Below are 12,270 nucleotides of genomic sequence, written 5' to 3'. Positions count from 1 at the left end.
CGTCAAGTTGTTGTCTGCAACTCCAACTTTAACCGATGAGGCCTTATCCTTCATCTTTTTTTATTCTCCTGTCCAATATGTATTGTACTCCTACAGGTTCTCTCCGGCGGAACGGCGGGCATCCCCTTGTGCTTTTCGGGGGAATTTGCTATAATTGACTTTACCGTATCAGCCGCCCGGAGGGGCGGCGGAAGGGGGAAAGGGCATGTACCGCCGCATCCGGCTTGGAAAGATGCTGAATCTGCGGGATCTGGGCGGCTATCCTGCGTCCGGCGGGAAGACCACCCGGTGGGGGCGGCTGCTCCGGGGCGACAACCCGGCGGGGCTCTCCCAGGCCGACCGGGATTGGCTGCTGGAGCGGGGGATCACCACGGTGATCGACCTGCGCAGCCCGGCGGAGATTGAGAAGCTGCCCGACGAGCTGGCCGGACAGCCCGGCTTTGCCTACCGCCATCTCCCCCTGTCCGGGGGCGTGAAGCTGCCCCATGAGGAGGAGCTGGTGGGCTGGGGGTACTTCCAGATGCTGGAGCGGAAGGAGGAGGTGGCCGCCGTGCTGGCGGCCATCGCGGACGCCCCCGGCGGCGTGCTCTTCCACTGCATGGCGGGCAAAGACCGCACCGGCTGCGTGGCCGCCCTACTGCTCACCCTGGCGGGGGTGGATCGGCTGGACATTCTGGCCGACTACCAGGTTTCGGAGACCTACATCCGCCCCGTGATCCAGTGGATGAGGCAGACACAGGAAAACCTGCCTGCCTATGTGGGGGCCTCCCGGACGGAGTATCTGGAGGACTGCCTGAACCGGCTGGAGGGGGCCTACGGCTCTGTGCCGGACTACCTGCGCGCCGCCGGGCTGTCGAAGGAACAGCTGGACCGGCTCCGGCGCAGGCTGTTGGAGGAATAGTATTTGGGTTCTGTATCACAATTTGTCCGGGGCATGGACTGGTGGGGCCTGCTCACCCTGCTCATCAGCGCGGCGGCGGCATTGCTGTGCATCACCCTGCACGAGCTGTCCCACGGTTTCGTGGCCTGGCGGCTGGGGGATCCCACCGCAAAAAACGTCGGGCGGCTCACCCTCAACCCCATCAAGCACCTGGATCTCTTCGGACTGCTGATGATGCTCATCGCCAAGGTGGGCTGGGCCAAGCCGGTACCGGTGGATATGCGCTATTTCAAGCACCCCAAGCAGGGCATGGCCCTCACCGCCCTGGCCGGGCCGGCGGCCAACTTCCTCACCGCCCTGGCGGCCACGGCGGTTGCCTCTCTGATCTACCACATCGCCCCGCTCCACCCGGTGTGGGTGGCGGTGCTGTGCCTGCTGTCCAACCTGGCCCTGTTGGGCGTGGGCATGGGGCTGTTCAACCTGATCCCGATCTCCCCCCTGGACGGCTCCAAGATCCTGTTCGCCCTGCTGCCCGACCGGGCGTATTACACCATCCTGCGCTATGAGAAGTACGTCATGGGGGTGCTGATTGTCCTGGTGCTGCTGGGGGCGTTTGACCGGCCCCTGTCCTTCCTCATGCTCCACGTGCTCCAGGGCTTCTGCGCCGTGACCGGCATGCCCATGGGGGCCCTGCTGGTGTTCCAGGACGCGGCCAGTATCTTTCAACTGTTTTGAGGTGAGCGCCATCGAAACGCCGATTTTTCACCTGGAAAAGGTGGTCAAGGCACGGGATGAGGAGATGGAGGACTTCAACGGCCCTCTGGATTTGATCCTACACCTGCTGAGCAAGAATAAAATGGAGATCAAGGACATCCAGATCTCCCTGATCCTGGATCAGTACCTGGCGTGGATGGCCCGGCGGAAGGAACTGGATCTGGAGGTGGCCAGCGAGTTCGTCACCATGGCGGCCCAGCTGGTGTTCATCAAGACCAGGATGCTCCTGTCCATCCACGACGAGGAGGCCCTGTCCGAGATGGAACAGCTCATTGCCTCCCTGGAGGAGCACCAGCGCCACGAGAACTTTGCCAAAATCAAGGCGGTGGTGCCGGAGTTGTCCGACCGCTACGCCATCGGCCGGGACTACCTGACCAAGACGCCGGAGCCCATGCCGGTGGAGAAGACCTACCGCTATGTCCATAAGCCGGAGGATCTGGTGCGGGCTATGATGTCGGTGCTGGAGCGGGCGGATCACCGCCTGCCGCCCCCCATGGCCGCCTTCGAGGGGATCGTGGGCCGGGAGCCCTACCCGGTGGCGGACAAGGCCAGCGAGATCCTGGATCGGCTCAGCCGCTTCGGCGTGACCCGGTTCCGGGCCCTGTTCAAGGGCAACCGCAGCCGCTCTGAGGTGGTGGCCACCTTCATCGCCGTGCTGGAGCTGTGCAAGGCCCGGCGGCTGCGCCTGGCGGGCACGGAGACCGACTGCACCGTCACCTGCACCGAGGAGGGGGCGGCGGGAGAGCTGGAGCTGACCACCGACGCTGAGACGGCGGAGTAGGGGAACATCACTGCCGGGTTACAACGGGGCAGATTGGGGTTATACTATGGAATTGAAGGAAATTGAATCCGCCATCGAGGGTATTCTCTTCGCGGCGGGGGAGCCGGTGGGGGTGGAGCGCATCTGCCTGGCCCTGGAGATCGACCGGGCCACGGCGGACGCGGTGTGCCAGCGTCTGGCGGACGCCTACAGCTATGAGCGGCGGGGCATCCGGCTTCTGAAGCTGGACAGCAGCTATCAGCTCTGCTCCGCGCCGGAGTTCGCCCCCTATATCCGCAGGGCGTTTGAGAGCCGGCGGCCCGCCCGCCTGAGCCAGCCCGCCCTGGAGGTGCTGGCCATCATCGCCTACTACCAGCCCGTCACCCGGGCCTATGTGGATCAGATCCGGGGGGTGGACAGCTCCTACACCGTGGGCCTGCTGCTGGAGCGGGAGCTCATCGAGGAGTGCGGCCGTCTGGCGGTGCCCGGCCGGCCCATCCAGTACCGCACCACCCAGAACTTCCTGCGCGCCTTCGGCCTGTCCAGCCTGGAGGAGCTGCCCGAGCTGCCCAACGCATCCCCGGAGGACGGACAGATCACCCTAGAGATGCAGGCGGCGCTGGAGAAGCTCCAGGCGGAGGAACAGGCGGAAGGGGAGACGGCCGATGTGACGGAGGAGGAGATCCTCCAGGCCGCCCGGGAGTTGGCCCAGACGGAGGAGGCGCAATAAGCCCATGACAGCCCTTGTGATCCTGGCCGCGGTGGTGCTGGCCCTGGTGCTCCTGGGCCAGATCCGCCTGGGAGCGGCGGTGGACTACACCGCCCAGGGCCTGTGCGTGCGCGTCAAGGCAGGGCCTCTGCGGATTCAGGCCTATCCGCGTCCGCCCAGGCCGGAGAAGCCGCAAAAGCGGAAAAAGAAGAAAAAAGAGCCGGACAAGCCCAAGGAGAAGGCAAGCCCGCTGGCCCAGCTCAGGCAGTACCTGCCGCTGATCACCGACGCGGCAGGGCGTTTGAAGCGGAAGATCCGCATCGACAGCTTTACCCTGGAGTTCACCGCCGCGGCATCCGACCCGGCGTCGGCGGCCCTGATGTTCGGCGGGGCCAATGCGGCGGTGGGTATGATCTGGCCCCTGGTGGAGCAGAATTTTAACGTGAAGGACAGGGACATCCGCACCCGGGTGGACTTCAACGCCCAGCGGCCGGAGGTTGCCCTCTCCGCGGCGGCCACCCTCACCGTGGCCCAGGCCATCTCCCTGGCCCTGCGGCTGGCCGCGGGGTTTCTCAAACTGAATTCCCAATCCAACTCCGGGGCCAAGGCCCCGGCCAGACAGAAAGAGGCGGTTTAAGCTATGGAAAAGCAGCATCCCATTGACGACCTCATGAGCACCACCATGCAGAAGCTCCGGGAGATTGCGGATGTGAACACCATCGTGGGCAAGCCCATCCAGGCGGGGAATGTGACCATCATCCCCATCTCCCGCCTGACGGTGGGCTTTGCCTCCGGCGGCAGCGACTTTGTCTCCAAAAACCAGAAGCCGGAGGCTGACAACTCCTTCGGCGGCGGCAGCGGCGCGGGGATGAACCTGTCCCCGGTGGCCTTCCTGATCGTCAAGGGGGACACGGTGAAGCTGATGCCCGTGGCGCCCCCGGCGGCCACCACCGTGGATCGTGTGGTGGAGATGGTGCCCGAGGTGGTGGACAAGGTCACCGACTTCATCGAGAAGCAGCAGGCCAAGGGCCAGGATAAAGGGGAGACGGGAGAGACATACTAAGGGCATCTTCTGCCCGAGGTGATGTCCCTTGAAGCGCGTCTCCGCTCTTCTGCTGGTTCTGGTACTGCTGTGCCCCGCCGCCGACGCGGCGGGGCCGTCCACGTCGGCCGCCTCCGCCATTTTGATCGACGGCGGGAGCGGCCGGGTGCTCTACGCCCAAAATGCCGACGAGGAGCGGCCCATCGCCAGCATCACCAAGCTGATGACCGCCCTGGTGGCGGTGGAGTGCCATCCGGAGCTGTCCGATGTGGTCACCATCCGGTCGGAGTGGACGGGCATCGAGGGCTCCTCCATGTACCTGAAGGCGGGGGAGAAGCTCACCCTGGAGGCGCTGCTCTACGGCCTGCTGCTGGTGTCGGGCAACGACGCGGCCACGGCCATCGCCGGATACTGCGCCGGGGACAGCGAGACCTTTGCGGCCTGGATGAACGAGAAGGCGGCTCAGCTGGGGATGGAGCACAGCCGTTTTACCAACCCCAGCGGCCTGAACGAGGAGGGGCACTACTCCACCGCCGCCGACATGGCCCGCCTGGCCCGGGCGGTGCTGGAGCACGAGACCCTGGCCCGCATCGTCAGCACCCGATCCGTCTCTGTGGCAGGCCGCTCCCTCACCAACCACAACAAGCTGCTGTGGCAGTACGAGGGGTGCACCGGCCTCAAGACCGGCTATACCGAGGCGGCGGGGCGCACCCTGGTGTCCAGCGCGGAGCGGGACGGCCAGACCCTGATTGCCGTCACCCTCAATGACCGCAACGACTGGGCGGATCACGCCGCCCTGTTTGACTACGGCTTTGCCGGCTATCCCAATACCATGCTGGCCCTGGCGGGCCGGGCGGTGTCCGCGGTGCCGGTTTCGGGGAGCCTGTGCCGGTTTGTGCCGGTGGAGACGGTCTCCGACGTGTATTATCCCCTGACGGAAGGGGAGCGGGTGGAGGCAAAAATCGAACTGCCCCAGGCGGTGACGGCCCCTGTCCAGGCGGGGGAGACGGCAGGACAGCTGGTGTTCACCCTGGACGGAGAGGTGATCGGGGAGACCGAGCTGGTGTACAACCAGTCCGTGTCCGACGACCGGGCCGGCCCCGGCCTGCTGGAAGGGCTTTTGAACCGCCTCCGCGGCGGGGCATAGCGAGGAATCTTTCTGTTGTAACCTATAAAAGGAGGGACGCGCCGTGGAGGAGCGGCTGCAAAAAATCCTGTCCGCCCGCGGCGTGGCCTCCCGGCGGGCGGCGGAGGACTGGCTGGCCGCCGGACGGGTGACGGTGAACGGCCGCACTGCCCAGGTGGGGGACAAGGCCGACCCGGAGCGGGACGAGATCCGGGTGGACGGGCGGCTCCTGGCGGGGCCGGCCCGCCGTACTTATGTGATGCTCAACAAGCCCAGGGGCTATGTGACCACCCTGTCCGACGAGAAGGGGAGAAAAACCGTGGCGGAGCTGGTGGCGGACTGCGGCGCCCGGGTGTGGCCGGTGGGGCGGCTGGATCTGGACTCGGAGGGCCTGCTGCTCCTCACCGACGACGGGGCGCTCACCCAGCGGCTCATCCACCCCAGCCATGAGGTGGAGAAGGAGTACCACGTCCAGGTGGAGGGGGATGTGGCCGCCGCCCTGCCGGTGCTGCGGGGCCCCATGGAGCTGGACGGGATCCCGCTCCACCCGGCCCGGGTGGAGGAGCTGGGGCCCGGGCTGCTCTCCGTGGTGATCCACGAGGGGCGCAACCGCCAGGTGCGGCGCATGTGCGCCGCCGCCGGACTGAGGGTGCGCCGCCTGAAGCGGGTGCGGGAGGGGGCGCTCCGACTGGGCACCCTGCCGCCGGGGAAGTGGCGCCGCCTGACGGCGGAGGAGCTCCGCCTGCTGGGCCTGTGACGCCCCTCTTTGCAAGATTGGGAGAAAAACTTGCAAAAGGGGATTGCTTTTCCCCGCCAGACCCGGTATGATAAAGAAGATTGAAATCCGCGTCTGGGCGCCACTCCCGCCGGAGCGGACAGACAGTAGGGGGATCCATCCATGTCCAACGACATTTTATCGGTGATTCAGGGCAATATGCCCACCTTCTCCAAGGGACAGAAGCTGATTGCCAATTTCATTCTGGAGTCCTATGACAAGGCGGCCTTCATGACCGCCAGCCGCCTGGGCAAGACCGTCCGCGTCAGCGAGTCCACGGTGGTGCGCTTTGCCGCCGAACTGGGCTATGACGGCTATCCCGCCATGCAGAAGGCCCTCCAGGAGATGATCCGCTCTAAGCTCACCTCCATCCAGCGCATCGAGGTGTCCAACGACCGCATCGGCGATCAGGATATCCTGTCCATGGTGATGCAGTCGGACATGGAAAAGATCCGCATGACCTTGGAGGAGACAGACCGGGAGCACTTCAACCGGGCGGTGGACGCCATTGTGGCGGCCCGGCACATCTATATTTTAGGCGTGCGCTCGGCGGCGGCCCTGGCCAGCTTCCTGGGCTTCTACTTCAACCTGATCTTCGACCATGTGACGGTGGTGCACTCCACCTCCACCAGTGAGGTGTTCGAGCAGTTGCTACGGGTGGGGCCCGGGGATGTGGTGATCGGCATCAGCTTCCCCCGGTATTCCCGCCGGACGGTGACGGCCATGCAGTTTGCCAGCGACCGGGGGGCCACCACCATCGCCCTCACCGACAGCGAGACCTCGCCTTTGGCCCCCATCTCCACGCTGAAGCTGCTGGCCAAGAGCGACATGGCCTCCTTCGTGGACTCCCTGGTGGCCCCGCTGTCCCTGGTCAATGCCCTGATCGTGGCCATCGGGCGCAAGAAGAACGACGATCTCTCCCAGACCTTTGAGACGCTGGAGCAGATCTGGGATGAGTATCAGGTCTATGAGAAGGTGGAAGAGAACCATTGAATGATGTGATTGTTGTCGGCGGCGGCGCGGCCGGATGCATGGCCGCCCTTGCCGCCGCCCAAAGGGGGGCCTCCGTCACCCTGCTGGAGCGCAACCCCAAGCTGGGGCGCAAGCTGTACATCACCGGCAAGGGCCGCTGCAACGTGACCAACGACTGCACGGTGCAGGAGGTGCTCCAAAACGTCCCCCACAACAGCCGATTCCTCACCAGCGCCGTCACCCGCTTCCCGCCGGAGGCGGTGAAGGCGTTTTTTGAGGGCCTGGGCGTTCCGCTGAAGACGGAGCGGGGGAACCGGGTCTTTCCCCGGTCGGACAAGGCCGCCGACATCATCGACGCCCTGCTCCGCGCCCTGCGCCGGGCGGGGGTGTCCGTGGTGCAGGATCGGGCCGTGTCCCTGCGGCGGGAGGACGGCGTCCTTCTGGGCGTGGAAGGGGAGGGCGGCTTCTACCCTGGCGGGGCGGCGGTGATCGCCACCGGCGGGGTGTCCTACCCGCTCACCGGCTCCACCGGCGACGGCTATGCGCTGGCCCGCAGCGTGGGGCACACCGTTCTGCCCCCCAGGCCCAGCCTGGTGCCCCTGGTGGCAGAGCAGGATTTCTGCGCCAGGATGCAGGGCCTGTCCCTGCGCAACGTGGCCATCCAGGTGCGAAACGGGAAGAAAAAGGCGGTCTACGCCGAGCAGGGGGAGCTGCTGTTCACCCACTTCGGCCTGTCCGGGCCGCTGATTCTCAGCGCCAGCGCCCACATGCGGGATTTTGAGAAGGAGCACTATTACATCAACCTGGATCTCAAGCCCGCCCTGGACGAGGAAAAGCTGGACAAGCGGCTGCTCCGGGATCTGGAGGAAAACGCCAACCGGGATTTCCACAATGTGCTGGAAGGGCTGGTGCCCCGGCTGATGGTGCCGGTGCTGGTAGAGCTCACCGGCATCCCGGCGGAGGAGAAGGCACATTCTGTGACCAAGGCCCAGCGCCGCCGACTGCTGGATACCCTCAAGTGCCTGCGCATCGACATCAAGGGGCCCCGCCCGGTGGAGGAGGCCATCGTCACCTCCGGCGGGGTCAAGGTGTCGGAGGTCAACCCCACCACCATGGCGTCCAAGCTGGCTCCCGGCGTCTATTTTGCCGGAGAGGTGCTGGACGTGGATGCCTATACCGGCGGCTTCAACCTGCAGCTCGCCTGGTCCACCGGCCGGGCGGCCGGGGAGGCCGCCGCCCTGTCCCGCACTGAAAACCGAGGAGGAAGCAACCCATGACAGAGCACAAGAGCATCGCCGTGGACGGGCCGTCCGGGGCGGGGAAATCCACGCTGGCCAAGCTGCTGGCCAAGGAGCTGGGCTTTTTGTACGTAGACACCGGGGCGATCTATCGCACGGTGGGGCTGAAGGCCTACCGGGAGGGGGTGGATCCGGAGGACGGGGCGGCGGTGACCGCCCTGCTGCCCGGCCTGAACATCGAGCTGAAATACGGCGGGGACGGCCTGCAGCACATGTACCTGGACGGCGAGGACGTGACCGACGCCATCCGTCAGCATGAGATCTCCCGGTATACCTCCTGTATCTCTGCCATCCCGGCGGTGCGGGACTTTTTGCTGGAGCGCCAGCGGGAGCTGGCCCGCACCCACGACGTGATTATGGACGGCCGGGACATTGGCACCGTGGTGCTGCCCCGGGCCGACGTGAAGATCTTCCTTACCGCCTCTCCGGAAGACCGGGCCCGCCGGCGCTATGAGGAGCTGCGCCAGCGGGGGCAGGAGACCGACTATGATACCGTCCTGCGGGATGTGATTCAGCGGGATGAGCACGATACCAGGCGGGCCGCCGCCCCCCTGCGGCAGGCAGAGGACGCTCTGCTGGTGGACACCACCGGCAACTCTCTGGAGAAGAGTCTGGGCGTCCTGCTGGACACCATAAAGGAGCGGCTGCATGCATGAATAAGAAGCCAAAGAAGAACCTTGTCTACTGTATTGCCTATATTGTACTCTGGGTGGTGTTTCGTATTGTGATGCCCACCCGGTGCATCAATAAGCAGAACCGCCCCAGGGGGGGCGCGCTGCTGTGCGCCAACCATACCCGCACCAACGACCCCCTGTTCATCGCCTATGCCCTGGGGTGGCGCTATCAGATCCATGTGATGGCAAAAGAGGAGATCATGCACTGGCCCTTCATCGGCTGGGTGCTCCGCCACGGCGGCATCTTCGGCGTCAAGCGGGGCAAGGCGGATGTGGCCGCCATCAAGACCTCCATCAAGTACCTGAAGAACGATGAACTGCTCCTCATGTTCCCCGAGGGCACCCGCCACCAGGACGGCGACTTCGGCGACGCCAAGACCGGCGCGGCCATGCTGGCTCTGCGCACCGGCGTGCCCATCATCCCCATCTACTTACCGGCGGAAAAAAGATTCTTCCGGTGGAATCCCGTGGTGTTCGGCGAGGCATACTATCCAAAGGTGCCGGAGGGGCGCAAGCCCACCCAGGAGGACTATCACGCTGTGGCGGATGATCTGATGGAGCGCATTGAGGCGTTGAAGCCTCAGGCCGGCCGATGAGAGTCGAGCTGGCCAGAACCGCCGGCTTCTGCTACGGCGTCCGCCGGGCGGTGCAGCTGGCGGAGGAGGCGGCGGGACAGGGCAGACCCTGCGTCATGCTGGGGCCCATCATCCACAACCGGGACGAGATCTCCCGGCTGGAGGCCATGGGCGTGGGCCTGGCCGCCTCGATGGAGGAGATCCCGGAGGGAAGCGCCGTGCTCATCCGCTCCCACGGGGAGGGGAGGGCCGTCCACGAGGCCCTGGCCGCCCGTGGGTGCACGGTGATTGACGCCACCTGTCCCAACGTATCCCGCATCCACGGCATTGTGTCCCAGGCGGAGGGGGAGGGGCGGCAGGTGCTGATCATCGGCACGCCCACCCATCCGGAGGTGGCCGCCATTGCCGGCTGGTGCGCCCATCCCGTGGTGCTGGAGGGGGCGGCGGCCCTGTCAAACTGGCTGGATGACGCCCCGGAGCGGCGGGAAATGCCCCTCACCATGGTGTCCCAAACCACCTCCACCCGATTTATTTGGGATTCCTGCGTAGAAAAAGCAAAAAAAGAGTGTACAAACTTAAAAATTTTTGATACAATATGTAATGCTACGTGTAAACGGCAGTCTGAGGCCCAGGCGCTTGCCGCGCGATCCGATGCTGTGGTCGTCATCGGAGGACGGGAGAGCTCCAACACCAAACGGCTGGCGGAACTATGCGGGGCGCTCTGCCCCATGGTGGTTTGGATCGAACGGGCGGCAGAGCTGGAACCTTCCACCCTGTGTCGGAAGGCTTCTATTGGAATCACTGCGGGCGCGTCCACGCCTGAGTGGATTATAAAGGAGGTCTATGACAAAATGAGCGACGAAAACATTGAGATCGAGGAATCCTTTGCTGAAATGCTGGAGAAGTCGATCAAAACTTTGCATACAGGGGAGAAGGTCACAGGCGTTGTCACTGGCATTACGCCCACTGAGATCTATGTGGATCTTGGGACTAAGCACGCCGGCTACATACCGGTGTCCGAGCTGACCGACGACCCTACGGTCAAGGTTGAGGATCTGGTAAAAGTCGGCGACGAGATTGAGACCTATGTCATGCGCGTGAACGACCAGGAGGGTGTGGTCACCCTCTCCAAGAAGCGCCTTGACACGGTCAAGAGCTGGGAGGACATTGAGCAGGCCCGCGAGGAGCGCACCACCGTCGAGGGTGTGGTCACCGAGGAGAACAAGGGCGGCGTTGTCGTCAACATCAAGGGCGTGCGCGTCTTTGTGCCCGCCTCCCAGACCGGCCTGCCCCGGGACACTCCCATGAGCCAGCTGGTCAAGCAGAAGGTGCGCCTGCGCATCACCGAGGTCAACCGCGCCCGCAAGCGCGTGGTGGGCTCCATCCGTGCCGTGGAGGCCGAGGAGCGCGCCGCCAAGGCCGCCGAGGTGTGGGAGAACATCGAGGAGGGCAAGCACTACACCGGCACCGTCAAGAGCCTGACCTCTTACGGCGCCTTCGTGGACATCGGCGGCGTGGACGGCATGGTTCACATCTCCGAGCTGTCCTGGTCCCGCATCAAGCACCCCTCTGAGGTGGTGAGCGTGGGCGACACCGTGGACGTGTATGTCATCTCCTTCGACAAGGAGAAGAAGAAGATCTCTCTGGGCATGAAGGATCGCACCCAGAACCCCTGGGAGATTTTTACCGGCAAGTACAACGTGGGTGACGTGGCCAACGTCCGCATCGTCAAGCTGATGACCTTCGGCGCCTTTGCCGAGATCGTCCCCGGCGTGGACGGCCTGATCCACATCTCCCAGATCGCGGATCACCGCATCGACAAGCCCGGCGACGTGCTCAGCGAGGGCCAGATGGTGGATGTGAAGATCATCGACATCGACTACGAGCACGAGAAGGTCTCCCTGTCCATCCGCGCGCTCCTGGAGGAGCCCGCCGCCGAGGACGAGGACGTCAACGAAGAGTAATCACCTGATTGACCAAACAGCGCCATTTCCTGTGGAAATGGCGCTGTTTTTTTCGGATTTACAAAAAATAAACAGGAAACGGCTTGCAAAGGGGAAAAAAGGCGACTATAATACATTACGTAGGGTAAAATTGGAGGTATACGAAACGGAATGTTCTGCTGGGAGGTGGAAACGTGTTTCAGGTGGGAGACAAAATTGTCCATCCGATGCATGGTGCCGGCGTGATTGACAGCATCGTGCAGAAGAAAGTCAACGGCGTCGTCAGAGATTACTATATTCTCAAGCTGCCGGTGGGCGGCATGCTGGTGATGATCCCCACGGCCAACAGCGAGGAGATCGGCGTGCGGCCCGTCATTAAGGGCGAGGAGGCCGACCGGGTCATCGCGGCCATTCCGGGCATCAAGGTGGACATGATTCCCAACTGGAACCAGCGTTACCGGGAGAACATGCTGCGCCTGAAAAGCGGCAATCTGCTGGAGGTGGCCCGGGTGGTCAAGGGCCTGATGCTCCGGGAGGGGGAACGGGGGCTGTCCACGGGGGAACGGAAGATGCTCCACTCTGCCAAGCAGATCCTGATCTCCGAGATCGTCCTCTCCCAGAATTCCAGCTATGACGAGGTGGAGGCGCGCATAAATACCGCCCTGGCCCAATAAGTCTGTAGGGGGCGGTTCTGCGGAACCGCCCGGCCGGGCAAAATCAATTGGAGGGGGGAGCCGAAGAG

14 protein-coding genes are annotated in these 12,270 nt (G+C 64.3%); all 14 read left to right on the top strand.

Annotated elements, in window-relative coordinates:
- Positions 1-205 precede the first annotated feature (205 nt).
- The 14 genes from QZ378_RS00810 (at position 206) to QZ378_RS00745 (ending at position 12,202) form a co-directional block, all read left to right on the top strand.
- On the top strand, positions 206-901 hold the full coding sequence (locus QZ378_RS00810) for a tyrosine-protein phosphatase (protein WP_191378739.1): 696 nt from the start codon (positions 206-208) through the stop codon (positions 899-901).
- A gap of 3 nt (positions 902-904) precedes the next feature.
- Positions 905-1,615: a site-2 protease family protein gene (locus QZ378_RS00805; RefSeq protein WP_291256986.1), complete on the top strand. Its 711-nt coding sequence runs from the start codon at positions 905-907 to the stop codon at positions 1,613-1,615.
- Between the two features lie 64 nt (positions 1,616-1,679).
- Complete coding sequence (locus QZ378_RS00800) at positions 1,680-2,435, top strand: segregation/condensation protein A (RefSeq protein WP_191528723.1); 756 nt, start codon at positions 1,680-1,682, stop codon at positions 2,433-2,435.
- Positions 2,436-2,481: 46 nt separating this feature from the next.
- Positions 2,482-3,144: an SMC-Scp complex subunit ScpB gene (scpB, locus tag QZ378_RS00795; protein WP_087236600.1), complete on the top strand. Its 663-nt coding sequence runs from the start codon at positions 2,482-2,484 to the stop codon at positions 3,142-3,144.
- Between the two features lie 4 nt (positions 3,145-3,148).
- Positions 3,149-3,760: a DUF2953 domain-containing protein gene (locus tag QZ378_RS00790; RefSeq protein WP_191528677.1), complete on the top strand. Its 612-nt coding sequence runs from the start codon at positions 3,149-3,151 to the stop codon at positions 3,758-3,760.
- Between the two features lie 3 nt (positions 3,761-3,763).
- Positions 3,764-4,186 (top strand): GerW family sporulation protein, encoded by a 423-nt coding sequence (ytfJ, locus tag QZ378_RS00785; RefSeq protein ID WP_087236602.1) that lies wholly within the window; start codon positions 3,764-3,766, stop codon positions 4,184-4,186.
- A gap of 28 nt (positions 4,187-4,214) precedes the next feature.
- A complete protein-coding gene (locus tag QZ378_RS00780) occupies positions 4,215-5,312 on the top strand; it encodes a D-alanyl-D-alanine carboxypeptidase family protein (RefSeq protein ID WP_291256985.1) in 1,098 nt (365 codons plus the stop codon).
- Positions 5,313-5,355: 43 nt separating this feature from the next.
- Positions 5,356-6,048, top strand: coding sequence for a pseudouridine synthase (locus QZ378_RS00775; RefSeq protein WP_291256984.1), 693 nt, complete (start codon positions 5,356-5,358; stop codon positions 6,046-6,048).
- Between the two features lie 141 nt (positions 6,049-6,189).
- Positions 6,190-7,059 carry a MurR/RpiR family transcriptional regulator gene (locus QZ378_RS00770; RefSeq protein WP_087236605.1) on the top strand — a complete coding sequence of 290 codons (870 nt, stop codon included), beginning with the start codon at positions 6,190-6,192 and terminating at the stop codon, positions 7,057-7,059.
- Between the two features lie 38 nt (positions 7,060-7,097).
- On the top strand, positions 7,098-8,315 hold the full coding sequence (locus QZ378_RS00765) for an NAD(P)/FAD-dependent oxidoreductase (protein WP_291256988.1): 1,218 nt from the start codon (positions 7,098-7,100) through the stop codon (positions 8,313-8,315).
- Entirely contained in the window at positions 8,312-8,992 is a 681-nt protein-coding gene (cmk, locus tag QZ378_RS00760) for a (d)CMP kinase (RefSeq protein ID WP_191528674.1), read from the top strand. The genes QZ378_RS00765 and cmk overlap by 4 nt, the downstream gene beginning before the upstream one ends.
- Positions 8,989-9,606 carry a 1-acyl-sn-glycerol-3-phosphate acyltransferase gene (locus QZ378_RS00755; RefSeq protein WP_191528673.1) on the top strand — a complete coding sequence of 206 codons (618 nt, stop codon included), beginning with the start codon at positions 8,989-8,991 and terminating at the stop codon, positions 9,604-9,606. The genes cmk and QZ378_RS00755 overlap by 4 nt, the downstream gene beginning before the upstream one ends.
- The gene (locus QZ378_RS00750) at positions 9,603-11,549 is read left to right on the top strand and encodes a bifunctional 4-hydroxy-3-methylbut-2-enyl diphosphate reductase/30S ribosomal protein S1 (protein ID WP_291256983.1); all 1,947 of its coding nucleotides are present in this window, start codon (positions 9,603-9,605) and stop codon (positions 11,547-11,549) included. Before QZ378_RS00755 ends, QZ378_RS00750 begins: the two co-directional genes overlap by 4 nt.
- A gap of 173 nt (positions 11,550-11,722) precedes the next feature.
- Entirely contained in the window at positions 11,723-12,202 is a 480-nt protein-coding gene (locus QZ378_RS00745) for a CarD family transcriptional regulator (RefSeq protein WP_087236610.1), read from the top strand.
- Positions 12,203-12,270 lie beyond the last annotated feature (68 nt).

The organism is Flavonifractor sp. (assembly GCF_019422385.1).
Taxonomy (GTDB): domain Bacteria; phylum Bacillota; class Clostridia; order Oscillospirales; family Oscillospiraceae; genus Flavonifractor; species Flavonifractor avistercoris.
The sequence above is the reverse complement of the archived record's forward strand: the minus strand, read 5'-3'. Positions and strand labels throughout refer to the sequence as shown.

What these genes read in the sequence shown, in the direction of transcription:
- QZ378_RS00755 (WP_191528673.1), top strand. Translation starts at nt 8,989, where the DNA reads ATGAATAAGAAGCCAAAGAAGAACCTTGTCTACTGTATTGCCTATATT.
- cmk (WP_191528674.1), top strand. Translation starts at nt 8,312, where the DNA reads ATGACAGAGCACAAGAGCATCGCCGTGGACGGGCCGTCCGGGGCGGGG.
- QZ378_RS00750 (WP_291256983.1), top strand. Translation starts at nt 9,603, where the DNA reads ATGAGAGTCGAGCTGGCCAGAACCGCCGGCTTCTGCTACGGCGTCCGC.
- scpB (WP_087236600.1), top strand. Translation starts at nt 2,482, where the DNA reads ATGGAATTGAAGGAAATTGAATCCGCCATCGAGGGTATTCTCTTCGCG.
- QZ378_RS00810 (WP_191378739.1), top strand. Translation starts at nt 206, where the DNA reads ATGTACCGCCGCATCCGGCTTGGAAAGATGCTGAATCTGCGGGATCTG.
- QZ378_RS00790 (WP_191528677.1), top strand. Translation starts at nt 3,149, where the DNA reads ATGACAGCCCTTGTGATCCTGGCCGCGGTGGTGCTGGCCCTGGTGCTC.
- QZ378_RS00800 (WP_191528723.1), top strand. Translation starts at nt 1,680, where the DNA reads ATGGAGGACTTCAACGGCCCTCTGGATTTGATCCTACACCTGCTGAGC.
- QZ378_RS00770 (WP_087236605.1), top strand. Translation starts at nt 6,190, where the DNA reads ATGTCCAACGACATTTTATCGGTGATTCAGGGCAATATGCCCACCTTC.
- ytfJ (WP_087236602.1), top strand. Translation starts at nt 3,764, where the DNA reads ATGGAAAAGCAGCATCCCATTGACGACCTCATGAGCACCACCATGCAG.
- QZ378_RS00765 (WP_291256988.1), top strand. Translation starts at nt 7,098, where the DNA reads ATGGCCGCCCTTGCCGCCGCCCAAAGGGGGGCCTCCGTCACCCTGCTG.